Consider the following 19,707-nt stretch of genomic DNA (forward strand, 5'->3'; position numbering starts at 1 on the left):
GGACGCGCCGCAGGGTGGGGAAGTGCAATGGGGGGACACAGCAATGGAACATCCGATCTACGAAATACCGGTCACGACGCCGGGGGACGATCGACGGCCGTACGCCGCCGCCGGAAGCGGCGGGCGGCTCACCTACGAGGTCGACGAGGCCCCAATGTGGGAGATCGACGACGCGTCACCACGCGCCACGCCGTCGCATGCCATCCCGACAACGGTGGCCCCCGCGGAGCCGGTAACGGAGACCGCCGCGGGATCCGGAGCGGCGGTGGGCCGTCACAACGCGGATGCGGACCTCGTCGCCGCCCTCAATGACGTGCTCGACCTCAAGGCCTCCGACCTGCACGTGACGGTGAACGCCGCACCGACCATCCGGTTGGACGGCGGGCTGAAGCCCATTCCCGGTTCGTCGCCCTGGGGGAGGGACAAGGTCACCTCGGCGCTGCGGAGCATCATGACGCCGGCTCAGCGGGAGACGTTCGAGCGCGACCTCGAACTGGACTTCGCGTACACCATCTCGAGCAACGCCCGCTTCCGGGTGAACATCTATCAGCAGCGCGGCGCGGTCGGGGCGGCGTTCCGACTGATCCCCACCGAGATCAAGTCGTTGCAGGACCTCGGCGTGCCCGACAGTGTCGCCCAGTTCTCCACCCTGGCCCGCGGCCTCGTGCTCGTCACCGGCCCCACCGGATCCGGCAAGTCGACCACCCTGGCCGCGCTCGTGGACCTGGTAAACCGCACCCGCGCCGACCACATCATGACGGTCGAAGACCCGATCGAGTTCCTGCACTCCAACCACCTGTCGCTGGTGAACCAGCGCGAGGTTGGGAACGACACGCACAGCTTCGGCGCTGCGCTCAAGCACGTGCTGCGGCAGGACCCCGACGTGATCCTCGTGGGCGAGCTTCGGGACCTCGAGACGATCTCCGTCGCGCTCACCGCCGCCGAGACCGGGCACCTCGTGTTCGCCACCCTGCACACCCAGGATGCCGCCCAGACGATCGACCGCGTCATCGACGTGTTCCCCCCGCACCAGCAGGGCCAGGTGCGGGCACAGCTCGCCGCCACGCTGCGGGGCGTCGTCTGCCAGACGCTCGTGAAGAAGGCGGACGGTCGCGGCCGGGTGGTCGCGACCGAGGTGCTCGTCACCACGCCGGCCATCGGAAACCTCATCCGCGAGGGCAAGACCTATCAGATCCTCTCGTCCATGCAGGCGGGTCGCGATCTCGGCATGAACACCATGGACCAGCACCTCGCCGACCTGGTCAATGCCGGGAAAATCAGCCAGAAGGCCGCGATGGAGAAGGCCCACGACGCGGAGGGCATCAAGCGCCTCATGCATCGCGACGACTCCCGACCGACCACATCCGGGCTCGGCGGCATCGACTTCGGCGACTCCTTCTCGAGGAGGACGAGCTGATGGCAGCAACGCAGACCTACGCATACCGCGGCCGCGACACGTCGGGCAAGGTGGTCAAGGGTCGGGTGGATGCCGCCACCGAGGCCGCCGTCGCGTCGCGACTGCGCACGATGGGACTCGCGCCGATCTCCATCAGCGAGGCCTCGGCGGGCACCGGACTCAACCGGGAGATCACCTTCGGGGGCTTCACCAAAGCCGTCGGGCTCAAGGACCTCGCCGTGATGAGCCGCCAGATGGCGACCATGATCTCGGCCGGCCTGTCACTGCTGCGGGCGCTGCACATCCTCGCGGACCAGACCGAGAATCCCACGCTCGCCAAGACACTCGAGACGGTGCGGAACGACGTGGAGACCGGCGTGAGCCTGTCCGATGCGATGCGCAAGCACGCCGAGATCTTCCCGCCGCTGATGATCAACCTCGTGCGCGCGGGGGAGACGGGCGGCTTCCTCGAGGGATCGCTCGAGTCGATCGCGAACAACTACGAGGCGGAGGTGAAGCTCCGCGGCACCGTGAAGTCCGCACTCACCTACCCGGTGATCGTGTTGATCATGGCGGTGCTCGCCGTCATCGGCATGCTCATCTTCATCGTGCCGATCTTCGAGCAGATGTTCGCCAATCTGGGCGGCGAACTCCCGCTGCCCACGCAGTTCCTGGTGCTGCTGTCGAAGGTGATGATCTGGATCGGACCACCGCTCGCGATAGGCGCCGTGTTCTTCTCCTTCTGGTGGCGTAAGAACAAGAACACCGACCGCGTGCGACGCATCGTGGAGCCCGCCATCCTGAAGCTGCCGGTGTTCGGTCCGCTGTTCACCAAGGTCGCGATCGCGCGATTCAGTCGCAATTTCTCGACCATGATGTCGTCGGGCGTGCCCATCCTGCAGTCGCTCGCCATCGTCGGGGAGACGTCGGGCAACTGGGTGATCGAACAGGCGCTGATCAAGGTGCAGGACTCCGTGCGCACGGGCAAGTCGGTGGCCGGACCGCTCTCGGCGGAACCCGTGTTCCCGTCGATGGTGTCGCAGATGATCGCGGTAGGCGAGGACTCGGGCGCGATGGAACAGATGCTGAGCAAGATCGCCGACTTCTACGACGAAGAGGTCACCTCCACCACGGAGCAGCTCACCGCCCTCATCGAACCGCTCATGATCGCCTTCATCGGCGTGGTGATCGGCGGCATGATCGTGGCGCTCTACCTCCCCGTCTTCACCATCTTCGAGAACATCAAGTAGCGCGTGCCCCCGGACTGGGGGCGCGCTCTGCGCTTAAACCCCCTATTCAAGGGATGCCCGGATTTCCCGGGCCCGCATAGCGTTTTGATCAGGGTCATCACCGTGGGGGGACGGCCTGAAACATTCACTCACCTAGATAGGACAGCACCGTGATGATCCGCTTTTCCGACGCACTGACCGCCCGCCGCGACGCACTGAAGAACGATGACAAGGGATTCACCCTCATCGAGCTCCTCGTGGTCGTGCTCATCATCGGCGTTCTCGCCGCCATCGCCATCCCGATCTTCCTCGGCCAGCAGACCGCCGCCAAGGAGAGTGCGGCCCAGTCCGACGTTTCGAGCGCGAAGACGGCCGTCATTGCTCAGCTCGTTACGGGCGCCGCCGTGCCGACCGGCGTGTTGACCGCGAGCTCGCTGGACGGCTTCGCACCGTCCGGCAAGGTCACGGTCGAGGTGACCGTCCCGGCCGGTGGCATCAAGGATGGCTTCTGCATCGACGCCATCCACACCGAGACCAGCCAGTCGTATGGCGCGACGGACGACTCCGGTGTCGCCAAGGGCACCTGCGCAGCCGGTGTCTTCACGCCCTAGCACCACCTAGCACCCGAAGAACGGTGGGATGTCGCGTTCCGCGGCATCCCACCGTTGTGCGACCAGCACGTCTTAACAGCACGTCCAGCAGGTCACAGACTCTGACACGTTGGAACATCGAGAGGGGGATCAAGATGTCCACAGTTCGCACAACGCCTGACGATGGCGACGCCGGCTTCGGCATGATCGAGATCGTCGTGTCGATGTTCCTGCTCGGCATCCTCGCCATCGCCTTCCTTCCGCTGCTGGTCACCTCGATGACCACCACCGCGACCAACACGTCTTTCGCGTCGGCAAGCCAGCTCGTCGGCCAGCAGCTCGACGCCGCACGAGCCCTCGGCCCGACCTGTGCCGCCGTGCAGGCCTTCGACGACACCCTGCCCGCCCCGACCACCGATCCTCGCGGTGTGGAGTACCAGCCGCGGCGGGCCGTCAGCCCCTGCCCCTCCTCGTTCCCGGGCACCGTTCCCGTGCGGGTGTGGGTCACCGAGGTCGGCGACACCCGATCGCTCTCCGAGGCCGTCACCCTCGTCTTCGTGGAGTCGGCCGCATGAGCACCGACGTCCGCAGAGCCGCACGCAACGACCGCGGAGAAGCCCGCTACGAGCGCGGCTTCACCCTCGTGGAACTCCTGATCTACTCCATGCTCTCCATCGTCGTGCTGCTGATCGTGGGCGGTATCCTCATCAACTCGCTGCGCGCCGAACAACTCGTGCGCACCTCCACCGACGCGACGAGCACCGGCCAGCTCGTCTCGCAATCGGTCACCACCGGGGTGCGCAACGCGAGCGCGATCGCGTGGAGCGAACCCGCTCCCGGCACCGAGCTCCTGCTCGTCCGCACCGTCGGATCGGGCGCCACCGAGACCTGGTCGTGCCAGGCCTGGCACTTCGGCGGCGGAGAGGTGCGCACCACACGGTCGACGAGCCTCATTCCGACGCCCACGGCTGCGGCCCTGTCCGGCTGGACGCTGCTCGTCGATGGCGCCGCGCCCTCCGCGGGCAGTCCCGTCTTCGATCTCGACGCCACCGAGCGCCGAGTGGACCTCACCGTCGAGGTCGCCGCGGGCACCGGCAAGCCGGTACTGATCAAGACGTCGGCACTCAGCCGCCAGCCCGTGTCACCGACCGGAGCGGAGAGCGCCCCGTGTTTCTGAACCGCACCGCCGCGCGTCTGCGCGACGAGGACGAGGGCAGCACGATGCTCGCGGTGATCGGTCTCATGGCCGTCACCGCGGTGATCAGCGTGACGGTTGCCGCCGCCACCATCCACGGCTTGGGCGTGTCCAGTTCCGTGCAGGCGTCCATCCAGTCCCGCGCCGCCGCGGAGGCGGGCATCGACGTCGCCCGCGCCGGCCTGCTCACCGCCGGGAGCTGCGGCTCGGTCTCCGGCGTCTACGAGTCCACCACCGCGCCGGCGTACCGGGCACGGGTGCAGTACGACGCCGGCGGCGGGTGGGTCTCCGGATGCCCCATCGACACCGCGACACTCGTGCGTATCGAGTCGGTGGGCACTGCCAACGCCGCCGGTGTCGCCGGGGCATCGTCGGGCGACACCCGCACGGTGGAAGCGATCTTCAACTTCGTGCCCGACTACGTCGAGGTACCGCAGATCGACGCCGCCGTGTACGCGCACGAGATCCAGGGCGCGCTCAAGAACTTCGAACTCATTTCGGCCGACAACAGCCTCGCCGCAGACGTGCAGATCCGCAACGGCAACGTCACGTGCCTCAACGGCGCCACCATCGCGGGCGACGTGATCCTCGGCAACGGCTTCGCCGCGCTCAAGGACTGCGCGGTGACCGGGTCCGTGCACGTGTCCCAGTACGTGCACGCGGAGAACGGGAGCCGCGTGCGGGGCGACGTGATCGCAGCGGGCGTCGGCGTCGCGGCCGGGTCGGATGTGGCCCGCGTCGGTAGCGGCAGCATCGTCGACGGCAATGTTTACGCCGGTGGTACGACCAGCGTGCTGAGCTCGAGCGTCTCACGGGTCAAGAAGAACATCACGGTCGCGGGCACCGGGTCGAGCGCGGCGAGGGTGGCGAGCGGATCCGTTGTGGAGGGCAACGTCATCTCCAGTGGTTCGGTGAGCGCCGCGGGCACCGTGCAGGGAACGACCAGCACGAACGTGGGCGGTCTTTCCGCGCCGCCCCTTCCGCTCATCCCGAACTGGACCGACGTGCCATACCCGTCGAGCACCTGGGCGAACAACGGCTTCACGGAGATCACCTGGACCGGATCCTGCTCGATCGGCCACGGCGACCCGCGATGGGCCGCTCTGGCGACCCGCACCACGCCGACGGTGGTCAACGCACTCGGCTGCGGACCCGCCGGCATCCACACCCTGAGCACGGTCGATCCGCTGGCGTTGAAGACGAAGATCGCCTTCATCGCGCAGTCATTCAGTTTCGACAAGCTACGGCTGGAGTCGGCGACCGCCGCGAATCAGAACGTGTGGTTCATCGTGCCCGACAACACCGCGGATGGCCTGCCCACCTGCCCCTCCGCCACGGCCGGCGACATCTACCTCCACAACGAGGCCGACATCGCCCTCACTATTTCGGCGATGGCCTACACTCCCTGCACCGTGTACAGCGATCGTGATGGCTGGCGTGGCCAGATCTACGGCGGCGAGGTCGAGTTCGGCCAGCAGGCCAAACTCACCTTCGTTCCGGTGGGAGTGCCCGGCGTGAGCTTCACCGGAGGCCTGCCCCCGACTCTCGTACTGAACGGCGGCCACCTGGCCAACCTCCGCAGCATCCGCGAACTGTCCTGACCCGATGCCCGCAACCGACTGCCCTGAACCCGGAAAGGACCCCGCATGACCGTCGCACTGGGCGCCGCCGCCGGGATCCTCGGGCTGCTCATCGGGTCGTTCCTCAACGTGGTGATCCACCGCGTGCCTCGGGGCGAGTCCGTGGTGTCACCGGCGAGCGCCTGCCCGGGGTGCGGAACACCCATCCGACGACGCGACAACGTGCCGGTGCTGTCCTGGCTTCTCCTCCGCGGTCGCTGTCGCGACTGCCGCATGGGTATTCCCGCGCGGTATCCGCTCATCGAGCTCGGAACGGCAATCTTCTTCGCCGTCACCGCGGTTCGGTTCGCAGGCGCCCTGGTTCGCGCGGACACCGGCACCGAGGTCGCCGCCGAGGCAGTCGTTCTCGTCGCCTACCTCTATCTCGCCGCGATCTCCGTGGCGCTCGCGACGATCGACCTCGAGACTCACCGGCTCCCCAACGCGATCGTGCTGCCTGCCTACGTCGTCGGTATCGCGGCGCTCGCCGTTGCGGCGCTGCTCACTCCGGATGCCGAGGCCCTGCTCCGCGCCGGCGTCGGAGCGATGGCGATGGGAGGCGTGTACCTCGCCATGGCCGTGCTGTTCGCGGGCGGCATGGGATTCGGTGACGTCAAGCTCGCCGGCGTGCTCGGTCTGTTCCTCGGCTGGCTGGGCTGGGGAGAGCTGCTCGTCGGCTTCTTCGCCGCGTTCGTACTCGGTGGTGTCTACTCCGTGATCCTGCTCGCCAGTCGGCGGGCGCACCGTCGCACCGGCATACCGTTCGGGCCGTGGATGCTGGGCGGGGCATGGCTCGGCATCTTCTTCGGATCACACATCTGGACTGCATACCTGCGTTTCGTGGGCCTGGGGTAGGCGCACGGCGCATGACAACAAGGGGGAACGGTCGAATGGGCAGAACAGTCGTCGGCGTGGACATCGGCAGCGCGTCGATACGCGCCGTGGAAGTGGCGGACTCCCGAAAGGCGATGCCGGAGGTGGTGCGATGCCACGAGGTCGCCCTCCCCGAGGGTGCCGTGCGCAGCGGCGAGGTGATGGAGCCGCACACGGTCGCCACCGCGCTCAGCACACTCTGGTCGGCGGGTGGTTTCCGCAGCAAAGACGTCGTCCTCGGCATGGGCAACCATCGCGTGCTCGCCCGCGAGGTGTCGGTGCCCCGCATGTCGATGCGGCAGGTGCGGGAGGCGCTGCCCTTCCAGGTTCAGGATCTGCTCCCCGTGCCGGTGGCCGATACCCTGCTCGACTTCTACCCGGTGAGCGAGACGATGACCGACACCGGTCCGATGCTGAACGGCTTGCTCGTCGCCGCGGTGAAGGAGGCGGTGAACGGGAATGTGGCGGCGGTCACGCTGGCCGGGCTCAACACCGTCGACGTCGATCTCATCCCCTTCGCGCTCACTCGGGTTCTCGCCCGCGCTCACAGCGAGCACCGCTCGATGGCGTTCGTCGAGGTGGGCGCGGCCACGACCAGCGTCGTCGTTGTGGTGGCCGGCGTGCCGCAGTTCGTGCGGATCATCCCCACCGGCGGAGCCGACGTCACGGCGGCTCTCGTCGCACGACTCGGTATGGAGCCGGATGAGGCCGAGTCGGCCAAGCGGAGCATCGGGTCCGAGTCCTCCGCAGTGCCGGCCGACCAGCATGCCGCGGCCGATGTGATCGCCGAGTACTCGCGGGAACTGGTGCAGAGCATCCAGAACACTCTCAACTACGTCGCCAACACGCGGCAGAACGATCCGGTCAGCGCCGTCGTACTGGCGGGAGGCGGAGCCCAGCTGCCCGGCCTTGCCGCGCGACTCGCCACGGCCACCGGCGTGGACATTCTCCGGCCCGACGCCTTCAGCACGGTCACCCTCGGCAAGAACGTCGACCTCGCCCGGCTGGCCGAACGACGCGGCGCGATGACCGTTGCGCTCGGTCTCGCTCTGGGGAGCGCCGCATGATGCGCTCGAGAAGCACTGAGAAAGCCGCGGTCGTGGGCGGTGAGCCACGAATCAGCCTGCTCCCGCCGGAGGTCGCGCAGGCACGGAAAGGCAAGGCGCTCCGGCGTGCCCTCCTCGGAGTCGTGATGGTAGCGCTTCTCGCAGTGGGGGGAGGGGTCGCCTGGGCCACCGTCGACGCCACCTCGGCCGAACAGGCCCTGCTGCGGGAACAGGCACGAACCGAGGAACTGCTCGCCGAACAGGGGAAGTACGTGGAGGTCCGCGTCATCGCCGACCGCGTACGCACCACGGAAGCTGCTCGCATGGTGGGTGCATCGACGGAGATCGACTGGACCGAGTACCTCGGCGAACTCAACGCGACCCTTCCCGCCGGTTCCAGCATCACCGAGTTGACCGTCGACTCCGCCACGCCACTCGAGGCGTACGCGCAGGCCACCGCGCCGCTTCAGCCCCAGCGGGTGGCGACGATCACCGCAACGGCGCAGGTGCCCGATCTGGCCGATGTGCCGAAGTGGCTCGACGCCCTGCGCGATCTTCCCGGATTCGCGGACGCGACCCCGAACACCGTCAGCACCACGGGCACCGGTGGCGGATACACCGTGGAGCTGACCCTCCACGTGGATTCCCGCGCCTACGCCAACCGATTCAGCACGGAGGACTCGGAATGAGCATCACGAAGGTTTGGGGAATCGGCGCACTGATACTGGTCGCGGTCGTCACCACCCTCGGGTGGCTGCTGGGCATCGCCCCGCAATTGGAGAACGCGCGGCTCGCGCGAGCATCACTCGTCGAGACGCAAACGGTCAATGCCGTGCAGGAACGGGCGCTGGCCGAAATCAAGGAGCAGTACGAGGGCATCGACGGGCTTCGCCGCGAGCTCGCGGACCTGCAGGAGGCGGTGCCGGGCGAGGCTCATCTCGCGGAGCTGTTCTCACAGCTGAACTCGCTCGCGACCAGCAGAGGCGTGGCGTTCACCAGCTTCACGGCAGGGGAGGCGCAGGCCTACGCACCGCAGGCTGTCGCGGCCGGAGTCGTCCCGCCGGTCGATGGCGGTGCTGTCGAGGGTGGCGGGACTGTCGAAGGTGGAAGCGCCGAGGGCGCGGAGCCGGCCGCAGCGGCGGTCGCGCCGGAGATCGTGCTGACCGCGCCGGACGGAACGCCGGCGCCTCCGGTGCCGGTGGTCAGCCCGCTGGTCACCGCGTCGAACTTCGTCGCGATCACCGTCACGATGGAGGTGTCGGGTGGCGAATCCAACGTGCTCAGCTTCCTGGAGGGGGTCCAGTCGACCGACCGTCTCGTCCTCCTCAGCGACTTCTCCACCTCACGCGGGGGAACCAGCGAGTACACCGCGCGAATGACGGGAATCATCTACGTACTGGTCGATCCGTCTGCGGCGGACCGTCCCGCGGATGGGGCCGCGGACGCCCCGGCGACTGACCCGGAAGGGATCGAAGCGGCGGCGCCCTGACCCGCTCACAGCCGCGTCGAAACACCCCCTCTCGGGGGCGTATCCAGCATGCCCTCCGATCGTCTATCGTCTAATCGTCCGATCGCGCTCTGCGTCGGAAAATCCACGTGTCTCGGGACTCCCGGGACTTTCGCGCGCCCGCGCACGGTCACCATCGAGAAGGAGTAATGGGCGTCGTCATCGAGGTAGCAGGCTGGGCCGGCTCCATCATCATCCTGGCCGGATACGGCCTGTTCTCCTCCGGTCGCATCGGCAACGGACGCATCTATCAGCTCTCCAACCTGAGCGGCGCGCTGCTCGTCTCGATCAACGTGGCCGCACACGGCGCTCTTCCGTCCACGATGGTCAACGTCGTGTGGGCGGCCATCGCGCTGGGTGCCCTGGTGCGGCTCGCCCGGTCCCCGAAAGCCACGGCAGCGGCAACGGTAACGGATCCTGCTCCGGAGCAGGTCCTCGACCTTTCTCCTGCGCCGAATCCGGAACCGGTCACCGGCCTGGTGCCTCTGGTGACCACGCCGCTCAAGGAGTTCGCGTCGGCGCTCACCGCTCCCATCTCGATCGTGCCGGTTCCCGCGCGTTAGCCGCTCGGAACGGCGGTTCCGGCGTTAGGGTGAAACCCCGCGTCGGCCGGCGCGGGGTCACGCCGATCAAGGATGCGCATGCTCGAGGACGTGATCCGCGTGTGGGCGGACTTCTCGCTTGCAAGCTCCACCGCGACGGCCGTGCAGCCCGAGCGTGACGGCTGCCGCTTCTGCTCGGAATCGCCGTTCGCCGCGCATCCCGCCATTCCGCAGGACGCGCCGCATGCCGCGGTGCACCCCCTCCTCGTCGATCTCGGCGAGGCGAGGGAGGAGGCGCTCTGCGGAGCCCGCCTGCGGGTGCACGAGCAAACCTACGGCCCGCGCCATGCGAGCGGCCCGTTCGGCGTGCCGAGCTTCGTCGACTACGGCGAGCGGGAAGACGACATCATCGTCGCCGTGGATCTCGCGCTGTGGAACGACCTCAATCGTCACTCCGACGCGATCGGCGCCGCAGTTCGCCGCTTCGTCGACAACCGGCTGATGGAACTGGAGATCGAGGTGGGCATGTCGGTGAACCGGCCCGATCCGGGCCAGGACACCCTGTGGTGACGGCATTCTCGGTGCCGCGTCGGAATAATCGCCAGTCGGCGTCGGTTCGGGACAGTGGCGGCTCGCCATTCCCCTCGACGCAAGGAACCCTATGACGCGCGCGTTCTCCTCCCGACTCCGTAGTGCCGGCATCGTCGCGGCTCTCGCTCTCACGCTCACCGGCTGCTCCGCGGGTGGCACCGGCAGCACCGGTAGCACCGGTGGCGACGCGAACGGTGGCGACGCGGACGCCTCGGGCACGACGCTCGAGAGCGTGCGCGACGCCGGAGTCATCACGGTCGGCACCGAGGGCACCTACGCGCCCTTCAGCTTCCACGAGGGCGGCAGCGGTCCCCTCGTCGGATACGACGTGGAGGTGGCCGAGGCGGTCGCGGAAAAGCTCGGCGTCGAGGCGGAGTTCGAGGAGACCCAGTTCGATGGCATCTTCGCCGGCCTGGAGGCGGGTCGCTTCGACATGATCGCCAACCAGATCTCGATCAATCCCGCGCGGCAGGAGGCCTACGAGCTCTCCACCCCGTACACGATTTCGCCCGGCGTGCTCATCGTCGCCGCCGATAACACCGACATCGCCGGGTTCGCCGACCTGGAGGGCAAGACGTCCGCGCAGTCACTCACCAGCAACTGGTTCGCGCTCGCCGAGGAGAACGGTGCGGACGTGGAGGCGGTCGAGGGCTTCGCCCAGGCCGTCGAACTGCTCGTGCAGGGTCGCGTCGACGCCACCATCAACGACAAGCTCACGCTGCTCGAGTACCAGAACCAGCAGGGTGACGCGGGGCTGAAGGTCGCCGCCGAGACGGAAGACCCGTCGCTCAGCGCCTTCGCGTTCCGCAAGGGCAGCACCGAACTGGTGGATGCCGTCAACGCCGCGCTCGAGGAGCTCACCGCCGACGGAACGCTCGCCTCGATCAGCGAGAAGTACTTCGGCGAGGACGTTTCGCAGTAACGATGCGCACCGACTCGGAGTTGTTCTGGGATTCTCTCGGCCCCATCGTGCTGGGCGGGATCACCGGGACAATTCCGCTGGCGGTCGTCTCTTTCGTCATCGGGCTCGCCATCGCCCTCGGCATCGCATTGATGCGCCTGTCGAAGGTGCGCGTGGTGTCGGCGATCGCCCGCTTCTATATCTCCGTGATCCGGGGCACGCCGCTGCTCGTGCAGCTGTTCGTGATCTTCTACGGTCTGCCCTCCATCGGAATCGTGGTCCCGGCGTGGCCGTGCGCGGTGATCGCGTTCTCGATGAACGTCGGTGGCTACGCCGCCGAGGTGATCCGCGCCGCCATCCTGTCGGTGCCGCGCGGCCAGTGGGAAGCCGGCTACATGGTCGGCATGTCGTCGTCCACCACGCTGCGGCGCATCATCCTTCCGCAGGCGGCGCGGGTGAGCGTGCCGCCGCTCTCGAACACGTTCATCAGCCTGGTGAAGGATTCGTCGCTGGCATCGCTCATCACGGTGACCGAACTCTTCCGGGTGGCGCAGCAGGTGGCGGCGTTCAGCCAGGAGTTCATGCTTCTCTATCTCGAGGCCGCTCTGGTGTACTGGGTGATCTGCCTGGTGCTGTCCACCGCTCAGGGCCGCATCGAGACCCGATTGGACCGCTATGTCGCCCACTGAGCCGGTCGCCGAGGCGGTGCTGACCGTGCGCGGCCTGCACAAGAGCTTCGGAGACACCGAGGTGCTGAAGTCGATCGATCTGATCGTGCGACGGGGCACGGTGGTCGCGCTCATCGGACCGAGCGGGTCGGGCAAGACGACGGTGCTGCGCTGCCTGAACGGCCTGGAAGTGCCCGACGGCGGCACGGTCGACATCGCGGGCGAGCTGTCCCTCGACTTCTCCGCCCCGGTGGGCAAGCGCGCGCTGGCATCGCTGCGCGACCGATCCGCCATGGTGTTCCAGCACTACAACCTCTTCCCGCACAAGACGGTGATCGAGAACGTGATCGAGGGCCCGGTGCAGGTGCAGAAGCGCCCGCGGGCGGAGGCCGAAGCGGATGCGGACGAACTGCTGCGCCGCGTGGGGCTGCTGGAGAGGCGGGACGCCTATCCGTTCGAACTGTCGGGCGGCCAGCAGCAGCGGGTCGGGATCGTGCGGGCGCTCGCCCTCCGACCCGAGCTGCTGCTTTTCGACGAGCCCACCTCGGCGCTCGACCCCGAACTCGTGGGCGACGTGCTGTCGGTGATGAAGGAGCTGGCCGACGAGAGCTGGACGATGGTCATCGTGACCCACGAACTCGAGTTCGCCCGGCAGGTAGCCGACGAGATCGTGTTCATGGCCGACGGCGTGGTAGTGGAGCACGGCACCCCCACCGAGGTGCTCAAGAACCCGCGGCACGAGCGCACCCGCCAGTTCCTGCACCGCCTGCTCAACCCCTTCTGACCCGCGGTCCCTGAGCCTGTCTCATCGCCGGTCCCCGTCCCGGTCCCTGAGCCTGTCGAAGGGACGGCCTGCGTGCGTGCGTCCCTTCGACGAGCTCAGGGACCGTGGGGTCGCGTCGGGTCATACCGTCCCGGTCCCTGAGCCTGTCGAAGGGACGGCCTGCCTGCGTGCGTCCCTTCGACGAGCACAGGGACCGTGGGGTCGCGTCGGGTGGTTCCCATCCGGTCCCTGAGCCTGTCGAAGGGACGTTGCACCACCACGGGCCGCGGGCGGATGGCAGCGGCGGGGCATCCGGATGCCGACACGCCCCGTTGCTACAGTGACCCCATGAGCGACGACCGACTCCCGGGGCACCCCCGCGACTCCGATGACCGTGCGACCCCGGACGACGGATCGGCGCAGTTCACCTCGCGCGCGGTTCCCGTGAGTGCTGACGACGTGCGCCGCACCGATGCCGACGGGCCGACCGGGCCCGACGCGCAACGCGCCGCGGTGGAGCACGCTCCCGACGAGACGCTCGCCGTCAACGCGGCGCCGAAAGTGCCCACCGCGGAGCCCCCGCTGCTCAACCCCGACTCGTCTTCCGCAGAGGCGGCATGGCCCGGGAACCGCTCGGCGGACGAGGCGGACTCCTCGGACCACCCGGTCACCTCGCCCACGGAGACGATCGTCACCTCGCCGGCGGACGACGAACCCGCCGACAACCGGTATGCCGGTTGGTACGAGTCCGTCGACCCGTCCGGCGATGACGACGGAAACGCACCGACCACACCCATGCGAGCCGCACCCGTGTCGGCGGCATCCGCTGCCGCTGGCGCATCCGTCGCCGCCGGCGCGACGCCGACCGCGCCGACTGTCGCGGCGCCGACCGTCGTCGCACCCGCCGTACCGGTCGCCGCGCCGTCACCGCAGTCCGGCCCTCAGTACGTGCACAACTCGCCGCCGCCGCACAAGAAGAGCAACCGCGGCGTCGGCCTGCTCATCGCGCTCCTCTCCGCACTCGTCTTCGGACTGCTCTTCGCCGTGGGAGCCGCGCTCCTCGCGAGCATCACGAACCCCGCCCCGTTCGACGCGCTGCTCGCTCGGTACGTGGCGGAGCCGGTTTTCTGGATCCCCGTGCTCGTCTTCTTCGGAGCGTTCGCCCTGCTCGTCCTGATCCTCAACCGCGCCAACTGGTGGGCGTTCGTGCTCGGCGGGTTCCCCGTCGCCCTCATCGTGTATGCGGCGTACATCGGCGCCCGGCTCATTCAGCAGGACTTCGTGCAGCTGACGCCCGCCGAGGCGGCGCTGGTCGTGCAGCGCGTCAGCACGTTCCCCGACGGGATCCTCGCCGCCGTGCTCGCCCGCGAGATCGTGATCTGGGCGGGGGCGGCCATCAGTGCACGCGGCCGCACCGTGAAGGCACGCAACGCGGAGGCGCGCGCCGAGTACGACCGACAGCTGGCGGGGATGTCCGGCGCCTGAGCGCGCCGACCGCCCGGCACGACGTCGTGGCGCGAGACGCATCGGTTCGACCGGGTCGATGCGTGGCGGGCGAGTCCCGGACGACGGGCTGAGCATCACCCGCGACCATTTGACCGCAGTATTTCCGGCGGCTATTCTTGTCTAGGTGTGCGCTTTGTCGTGCGCTCGACCCGTGCCTACACGATGGCGGCGAGCACTCGACTCCGTTCCACACTTCGGGTTTCGGCCATTCGGCCGGCCCCCACGGCATACCAGTTCCGATCGACCAACCGGATGTTCTCATCCGGGTGGCGCATCGGGCCGGTCCAGATGAACTTGGCGGAAGTCCGCGCGTCGGACTCGTCGAATGCTAACCATCAACCCGCTGTCACCGTGCAGCACACAAGGAGTCACGTAGTGCCAACCATTCAGCAGTTGGTCCGCAAGGGCCGCAGCCCCAAGGTCGTCAAGACCAAGGCGCCCGCCCTCAAGGCCAACCCCCAGCAGCGCGGCGTGTGCACGCGTGTGTACACCACCACCCCGAAGAAGCCGAACTCGGCGCTTCGCAAGGTCGCTCGCGTGAAGCTGAGCAACGGCCAGGAAGTCACGGCCTACATCCCGGGCGAAGGCCACAACCTGCAGGAGCACTCGATGGTGCTCGTCCGCGGTGGTCGTGTGAAGGACCTCCCCGGTGTTCGCTACAAGATCGTCCGCGGCGCCCTCGACACCCAGGCTGTCAAGAACCGCAAGCAGGCTCGCAGCCGTTACGGCGCGAAGATGGAGAAGAAGTAATGCCTCGTAAGGGTCCAGCCCCCAAGCGCCCCGTCGTCGCAGATCCCGTCTACGGCGCACCCATCGTCAGCCAGCTCGTCAACAAGATCCTTCTTGATGGCAAGAAGGGCCTCGCCGAGAAGATCGTCTACGACGCCCTCGCCGGCGTGTCAGCAAAGAACGGCGCGGATGCCGTCGTCACGCTGAAGAAGGCCCTCGACAACGTGCGCCCCGCGCTCGAGGTGCGTTCGCGCCGCGTCGGTGGTTCCACCTACCAGGTGCCGATCGAGGTCAAGCCGCACCGCGCGAACACGCTCGCGCTGCGCTGGCTCACCACCTACGCCAAGTCGCGCCGCGAGAAGACGATGACCGAGCGTCTCACCAACGAGATCCTCGACGCGTCGAACGGTCTCGGTGCCGCGGTCAAGCGCCGCGAAGACACCCACAAGATGGCCGAGTCGAACAAGGCGTTCGCGCACTACCGCTGGTAACCCGCTGACCCCGGCACCCGCCCGAGCGGGAACGCCGGCCAGGCATCGGGGGAGCCCGCAGTCACGGCTCGCGCTCCCTCCCCAGCACTCATACACAACCCCTTTCGGAGGATATCTGTGGCACAGGACGTGCTCACCGACCTGAACAAGGTCCGCAACATCGGCATCATGGCTCACATCGACGCCGGCAAGACCACCACCACCGAGCGCATCCTGTTCTACACGGGTATCACTCACAAGATCGGTGAGGTGCACGACGGCGCCGCAACGATGGACTGGATGGCTCAGGAGCAGGAGCGCGGCATCACGATCACGTCGGCCGCGACGACCTGTTTCTGGAACAAGAACCAGATCAACATCATCGACACCCCGGGTCACGTCGACTTCACGGTCGAGGTGGAGCGTTCGCTCCGCGTGCTCGACGGTGCTGTCGCGGTATTCGACGGCAAGGAGGGCGTGGAGCCCCAGTCGGAGACCGTGTGGCGCCAGGCGGACAAGTACGACGTGCCGCGCATCTGCTTCGTCAACAAGATGGACAAGCTCGGCGCCGACTTCTACTTCACGGTCGACACCATCATCAACCGTCTCGGCGCCAAGCCGCTGGTTCTCCAGCTGCCGATCGGTTCCGAGAGCAACTTCGAGGGTGTCGTCGACCTCGTGGAGATGCGCGCCCTCACCTGGCGCGGCGACTCCAAGGGTGACGTCGAGATGGGTGCCAAGTACACCATCGAAGAGATCCCCGCGGACCTCAAGGACCGTGCCGACGAGTACCGGGCCACGCTGCTCGAGACCGTCGCCGAGACCGACGACGCACTGCTCGAGAAGTACTTCGGTGGCGAAGAGCTCACCGTCGCCGAGATCAAGGCTGCGATCCGCAAGCTGACCGTCAACAGCGACATCTACCCCGTGCTCTGCGGTTCCGCATTCAAGAACCGCGGTGTGCAGCCGATGCTCGACGCCGTCATCGACTACCTCCCCAGCCCGCTCGACGTGCCGCCCATGGAGGGCCATGACGTGCGCGACGAGGAGCAGATCATCATCCGCAAGCCCGACTCCACCGAGCCGTTCTCGGCTCTGGCGTTCAAGGTCGCGGTTCACCCCTTCTTCGGTCGCCTCACCTACGTGCGCGTGTACTCCGGCACCATCCAGGGCGGCTCGCAGGTCATCAACTCGACCAAGGGCAAGAAGGAGCGCATCGGCAAGATCTTCCAGATGCACTCCAACAAGGAGAACCCGGTCGACTCCGTCACCGCCGGTCACATCTACGCGGTCATCGGACTGAAGGACACGACCACGGGCGACACCCTGTGCGACCCGAACGAGCAGATCGTGCTCGAGTCGATGACCTTCCCGGAGCCCGTCATCGAGGTGGCCATCGAGCCGAAGACGAAGGCCGACCAGGAGAAGCTCGGCACCGCGATCCAGAAGCTGGCCGAGGAAGACCCGACGTTCCGCACCGAGCAGAACCAGGAAACCGGCCAGACGGTCATCAAGGGAATGGGCGAGCTGCACCTCGACATCCTCGTCGACCGGATGAAGCGCGAGTTCAACGTGGAAGCGAACGTGGGCAAGCCCCAGGTCGCGTACCGCGAGGCGATCCGCGGAACCGTCGAGAAGCACGACTTCACGCACAAGAAGCAGACCGGTGGTTCGGGTCAGTTCGCGAAGATCCAGATCAAGATCGAGCCGCTGGAGATCACGGCCGAGACGACCTACGAGTTCGACAACAAGGTGACCGGTGGTCGCATCCCGCGGGAGTACATCCCGTCCGTGGACGCGGGTATCCAGGACGCCCTGCGCGTAGGTGTTCTCGCCGGCTACCCCATGGTGGGCGTGAAGGCGACACTGCTCGATGGTGCGGCTCACGACGTCGACTCCTCGGAGATGGCGTTCAAGATCGCCGGATCGATGGCATTCAAAGAGGCCGTGCGCAAGGCGAAGCCCGTGCTGCTCGAGCCGCTCATGGCCGTCGAGGTGCGTTCGCCCGAGGAATACATGGGCGACGTGATCGGCGACCTGAACTCCCGTCGCGGCCAGATCCAGTCCATGGAGGACGCGAGCGGTGTGAAGGTCATCAAGGCCAACGTCCCGCTGTCGGAGATGTTCGGTTACGTGGGTGACCTGAGGTCCAAGACCTCCGGTCGCGCCGTGTACTCGATGGCGTTCCACAGCTACTCCGAGGTCCCCAAGGCTGTTGCCGAGGAGATCGTTCAGAAGAACAAGGGCGAATAGCCCTAACGACACGACGGGCTCCAACGCCCCGAGTAACATAAGTACACACTCCAACCCGTAGAGCATCCGGAAACCAGTCGGATGCCCTACCCCCGAGTCCTGAGGAGGACCCACAGTGGCGAAGGCCAAGTTCGAGCGGACCAAGCCGCACGTAAACATCGGAACGATCGGTCACGTTGACCACGGAAAGACCACGCTGACCGCAGCGATTTCCAAGGTCCTTGCCGACAAGTACCCGTCGAAGACCAACGTGCAGCGCGACTTCGCGTCGATCGACTCCGCTCCCGAGGAGCGCCAGCGCGGCATCACGATCAACATCTCGCACGTCGAGTACGAGACGCCCAAGCGTCACTACGCTCACGTGGATGCCCCTGGTCACGCTGACTACATCAAGAACATGATCACCGGTGCCGCTCAGATGGACGGCGCGATCCTCGTGGTCGCCGCCACCGACGGCCCGATGGCTCAGACCCGTGAGCACGTTCTGCTCGCCAAGCAGGTCGGCGTGCCGTACCTGCTCGTCGCGCTGAACAAGTCCGACATGGTCGACGACGAGGAGATCCTGGAGCTCGTCGAGCTCGAGGTTCGCGAGCTGCTCTCCAGCCAGGACTTCGATGGCGACAACGCCCCCGTGGTTCAGGTCTCCGGCCTCAAGGCGCTCGAGGGCGACGAGAAGTGGGTCGAGCAAATCGTCAAGCTCATGGATGCCGTCGACGAGTCCATCCCGGAGCCCGTCCGCGACAAGGACAAGCCGTTCCTCATGCCCGTCGAGGACGTCTTCACGATCACCGGTCGTGGAACCGTCGTCACGGGTCGCGCCGAGCGCGGAACCCTCGCCATCAACTCCGACGTCGAGATCGTGGGCATCCGTCCCACCGTCAAGACCACGGTGACCGGTATCGAGATGTTCCACAAGCAGCTCGACGAGGCATGGGCCGGCGAGAACTGTGGTCTGCTGCTCCGCGGCACCAAGCGCGAGGACGTCGAGCGCGGCCAGGTCATCGTCAAGCCGGGTTCGGTCACGCCGCACACGGTGTTCGAGGGCACGGCGTACATCCTGTCCAAGGATGAGGGTGGGCGTCACAACCCGTTCTACGCGAACTACCGTCCGCAGTTCTACTTCCGCACCACCGACGTCACCGGCGTCATCACGCTGCCCGAGGGCACCGAGATGGTCATGCCCGGCGACACCACCGACATGACCGTTGAGCTGATCCAGCCCATCGCCATGGAGGAGGGCCTCGGCTACGCCATCCGTGAGGGTGGCCGCACCGTCGGCGCCGGAACGGTCACGAAGATCGTCAAGTAGTCTCGGTTCCTCGAGACTTCTCGGAACAGGGTCGGACCTTCGGGTCCGGCCCTTTTTCGTTCCCGGTGCGGGCCCCCTGCGCTCGTCACTCGGGTGACTCGCGCCAGGGGAGGGCACAATGGATGTGTCCCCTCCACCCCAAGGGACCCGACGGAGAAGGAGTCACCATGGCAGGATTCGGCAACATCGGCAGAAAGGCCCAGAGCTTCCTGAGGAACCCGAAGGTCCAGGAAACCCTGAAGAGCGAGAAGGCCGAAGGCACCAGCGACAAGGTGCTGGGCGGCTTGTCCGACGCCGTGAACAAGGCGACCGGCGGCAAGCACACGGACAAGATCACCAAGGCGCGGAACGCGGCCGACAAGCGGATTGGGAACGAGTAGGCACGCGTGCTCGACAACGACGTACGGCCCCTTCCCTTCGCGGGGGAGGGGCCGTTCGGTCGTCGGACGAAGCGAGTCCCGCGTCCGCGGTGCTTCGAGCCGGATCCCGCCGCACGTTCAGGCACCGGAGCGTAGTTTCT

General features: G+C 67.2%; 21 protein-coding genes. All 21 read left to right on the top strand.

Translation table 11 applies throughout. From position 1 onward, the window contains the following. The first annotated feature begins 43 nt into the window (after positions 1-43). The 21 genes from EY822_RS08275 to EY822_RS08375 all read left to right on the top strand — a co-directional run bounded on the left by EY822_RS08275 (position 44) and on the right by EY822_RS08375 (position 19,567). Positions 44-1,417 carry a type IV pilus twitching motility protein PilT gene (locus EY822_RS08275; RefSeq protein WP_150307834.1) on the top strand — a complete coding sequence of 458 codons (1,374 nt, stop codon included), beginning with the start codon at positions 44-46 and terminating at the stop codon, positions 1,415-1,417. Then, complete coding sequence (locus tag EY822_RS08280; RefSeq protein ID WP_150307835.1) at positions 1,417-2,646, top strand: type II secretion system F family protein; 1,230 nt, start codon at positions 1,417-1,419, stop codon at positions 2,644-2,646. Before EY822_RS08275 ends, EY822_RS08280 begins: the two co-directional genes overlap by 1 nt. A 152-nt stretch (positions 2,647-2,798) precedes the next feature. Further along, complete coding sequence (locus EY822_RS08285) at positions 2,799-3,236, top strand: type IV pilin protein (protein WP_227497317.1); 438 nt, start codon at positions 2,799-2,801, stop codon at positions 3,234-3,236. A gap of 134 nt (positions 3,237-3,370) precedes the next feature. After that, positions 3,371-3,790 carry a type IV pilus modification PilV family protein gene (locus EY822_RS08290; RefSeq protein ID WP_150307836.1) on the top strand — a complete coding sequence of 140 codons (420 nt, stop codon included), beginning with the start codon at positions 3,371-3,373 and terminating at the stop codon, positions 3,788-3,790. After that, positions 3,787-4,392, top strand: a complete 606-nt coding sequence (locus EY822_RS08295; RefSeq protein ID WP_150307837.1) for a hypothetical protein — start codon at positions 3,787-3,789, stop codon at positions 4,390-4,392. The genes EY822_RS08290 and EY822_RS08295 overlap by 4 nt, the downstream gene beginning before the upstream one ends. Continuing rightward, positions 4,383-6,011: a hypothetical protein gene (locus tag EY822_RS08300; protein WP_150307838.1), complete on the top strand. Its 1,629-nt coding sequence runs from the start codon at positions 4,383-4,385 to the stop codon at positions 6,009-6,011. Before EY822_RS08295 ends, EY822_RS08300 begins: the two co-directional genes overlap by 10 nt. 45 nt (positions 6,012-6,056) lie before the next feature. Further along, positions 6,057-6,884, top strand: coding sequence for a prepilin peptidase (locus EY822_RS08305; protein WP_150307839.1), 828 nt, complete (start codon positions 6,057-6,059; stop codon positions 6,882-6,884). A 35-nt stretch (positions 6,885-6,919) separates the two neighbouring features. Next, positions 6,920-7,969, top strand: a complete 1,050-nt coding sequence (gene pilM / locus EY822_RS08310; protein ID WP_150307840.1) for a type IV pilus assembly protein PilM — start codon at positions 6,920-6,922, stop codon at positions 7,967-7,969. Then, positions 7,966-8,637 carry a hypothetical protein gene (locus EY822_RS08315; RefSeq protein ID WP_150307841.1) on the top strand — a complete coding sequence of 224 codons (672 nt, stop codon included), beginning with the start codon at positions 7,966-7,968 and terminating at the stop codon, positions 8,635-8,637. The genes pilM and EY822_RS08315 overlap by 4 nt, the downstream gene beginning before the upstream one ends. After that, positions 8,634-9,437: a hypothetical protein gene (locus tag EY822_RS08320; RefSeq protein ID WP_150307842.1), complete on the top strand. Its 804-nt coding sequence runs from the start codon at positions 8,634-8,636 to the stop codon at positions 9,435-9,437. The genes EY822_RS08315 and EY822_RS08320 overlap by 4 nt, the downstream gene beginning before the upstream one ends. Positions 9,438-9,604: 167 nt before the next feature. After that, entirely contained in the window at positions 9,605-10,018 is a 414-nt protein-coding gene (locus EY822_RS15405) for a CBU_0592 family membrane protein (RefSeq protein ID WP_227497142.1), read from the top strand. 78 nt (positions 10,019-10,096) lie between these two features. After that, positions 10,097-10,567 (top strand): hypothetical protein, encoded by a 471-nt coding sequence (locus tag EY822_RS08330; protein WP_150307843.1) that lies wholly within the window; start codon positions 10,097-10,099, stop codon positions 10,565-10,567. A gap of 91 nt (positions 10,568-10,658) precedes the next feature. Then, positions 10,659-11,510, top strand: coding sequence for an amino acid ABC transporter substrate-binding protein (locus EY822_RS08335; RefSeq protein ID WP_150307844.1), 852 nt, complete (start codon positions 10,659-10,661; stop codon positions 11,508-11,510). A gap of 2 nt (positions 11,511-11,512) precedes the next feature. Then, the gene (locus EY822_RS08340) at positions 11,513-12,178 is read left to right on the top strand and encodes an amino acid ABC transporter permease (protein WP_150307845.1); all 666 of its coding nucleotides are present in this window, start codon (positions 11,513-11,515) and stop codon (positions 12,176-12,178) included. Further along, the gene (locus EY822_RS08345; RefSeq protein ID WP_150307846.1) at positions 12,165-12,941 is read left to right on the top strand and encodes an amino acid ABC transporter ATP-binding protein; all 777 of its coding nucleotides are present in this window, start codon (positions 12,165-12,167) and stop codon (positions 12,939-12,941) included. The genes EY822_RS08340 and EY822_RS08345 overlap by 14 nt, the downstream gene beginning before the upstream one ends. Positions 12,942-13,268: 327 nt before the next feature. Further along, entirely contained in the window at positions 13,269-14,405 is a 1,137-nt protein-coding gene (locus EY822_RS08350) for an ECF transporter S component (RefSeq protein ID WP_150307847.1), read from the top strand. A 396-nt stretch (positions 14,406-14,801) separates the two neighbouring features. Next, positions 14,802-15,176 carry a 30S ribosomal protein S12 gene (gene rpsL, locus EY822_RS08355; protein WP_150307848.1) on the top strand — a complete coding sequence of 125 codons (375 nt, stop codon included), beginning with the start codon at positions 14,802-14,804 and terminating at the stop codon, positions 15,174-15,176. Next, a complete protein-coding gene (rpsG, locus tag EY822_RS08360; protein ID WP_150307849.1) occupies positions 15,176-15,646 on the top strand; it encodes a 30S ribosomal protein S7 in 471 nt (156 codons plus the stop codon). The genes rpsL and rpsG overlap by 1 nt, the downstream gene beginning before the upstream one ends. Before the next feature lie 117 nt (positions 15,647-15,763). Continuing rightward, complete coding sequence (gene fusA / locus EY822_RS08365; RefSeq protein WP_150307850.1) at positions 15,764-17,878, top strand: elongation factor G; 2,115 nt, start codon at positions 15,764-15,766, stop codon at positions 17,876-17,878. 115 nt (positions 17,879-17,993) lie between these two features. Then, entirely contained in the window at positions 17,994-19,187 is a 1,194-nt protein-coding gene (tuf, locus tag EY822_RS08370; protein WP_150307851.1) for an elongation factor Tu, read from the top strand. A gap of 167 nt (positions 19,188-19,354) precedes the next feature. Next, positions 19,355-19,567 (top strand): antitoxin, encoded by a 213-nt coding sequence (locus EY822_RS08375; protein WP_150307852.1) that lies wholly within the window; start codon positions 19,355-19,357, stop codon positions 19,565-19,567. Positions 19,568-19,707 lie beyond the last annotated feature (140 nt).

Origin of the sequence: Planctomonas psychrotolerans (assembly GCF_008642235.1) — a bacterium.
GTDB lineage: Bacteria > Actinomycetota > Actinomycetes > Actinomycetales > Microbacteriaceae > Planctomonas > Planctomonas psychrotolerans.

Bases quoted from the DNA above. Each gene is read 5' to 3' on its own strand.
- EY822_RS15405 (WP_227497142.1), top strand. From the start codon at position 9,605: ATGGGCGTCGTCATCGAGGTAGCAGGCTGGGCCGGCTCCATCATCATC.
- EY822_RS08295 (WP_150307837.1), top strand. From the start codon at position 3,787: ATGAGCACCGACGTCCGCAGAGCCGCACGCAACGACCGCGGAGAAGCC.
- EY822_RS08305 (WP_150307839.1), top strand. From the start codon at position 6,057: ATGACCGTCGCACTGGGCGCCGCCGCCGGGATCCTCGGGCTGCTCATC.
- EY822_RS08375 (WP_150307852.1), top strand. From the start codon at position 19,355: ATGGCAGGATTCGGCAACATCGGCAGAAAGGCCCAGAGCTTCCTGAGG.
- EY822_RS08335 (WP_150307844.1), top strand. From the start codon at position 10,659: ATGACGCGCGCGTTCTCCTCCCGACTCCGTAGTGCCGGCATCGTCGCG.
- EY822_RS08275 (WP_150307834.1), top strand. From the start codon at position 44: ATGGAACATCCGATCTACGAAATACCGGTCACGACGCCGGGGGACGAT.
- EY822_RS08340 (WP_150307845.1), top strand. From the start codon at position 11,513: ATGCGCACCGACTCGGAGTTGTTCTGGGATTCTCTCGGCCCCATCGTG.
- pilM (WP_150307840.1), top strand. From the start codon at position 6,920: ATGGGCAGAACAGTCGTCGGCGTGGACATCGGCAGCGCGTCGATACGC.
- EY822_RS08320 (WP_150307842.1), top strand. From the start codon at position 8,634: ATGAGCATCACGAAGGTTTGGGGAATCGGCGCACTGATACTGGTCGCG.
- EY822_RS08280 (WP_150307835.1), top strand. From the start codon at position 1,417: ATGGCAGCAACGCAGACCTACGCATACCGCGGCCGCGACACGTCGGGC.
- EY822_RS08345 (WP_150307846.1), top strand. From the start codon at position 12,165: ATGTCGCCCACTGAGCCGGTCGCCGAGGCGGTGCTGACCGTGCGCGGC.
- EY822_RS08290 (WP_150307836.1), top strand. From the start codon at position 3,371: ATGTCCACAGTTCGCACAACGCCTGACGATGGCGACGCCGGCTTCGGC.
- rpsG (WP_150307849.1), top strand. From the start codon at position 15,176: ATGCCTCGTAAGGGTCCAGCCCCCAAGCGCCCCGTCGTCGCAGATCCC.
- EY822_RS08315 (WP_150307841.1), top strand. From the start codon at position 7,966: ATGATGCGCTCGAGAAGCACTGAGAAAGCCGCGGTCGTGGGCGGTGAG.
- EY822_RS08285 (WP_227497317.1), top strand. From the start codon at position 2,799: ATGATCCGCTTTTCCGACGCACTGACCGCCCGCCGCGACGCACTGAAG.
- EY822_RS08330 (WP_150307843.1), top strand. From the start codon at position 10,097: ATGCTCGAGGACGTGATCCGCGTGTGGGCGGACTTCTCGCTTGCAAGC.
- EY822_RS08350 (WP_150307847.1), top strand. From the start codon at position 13,269: ATGAGCGACGACCGACTCCCGGGGCACCCCCGCGACTCCGATGACCGT.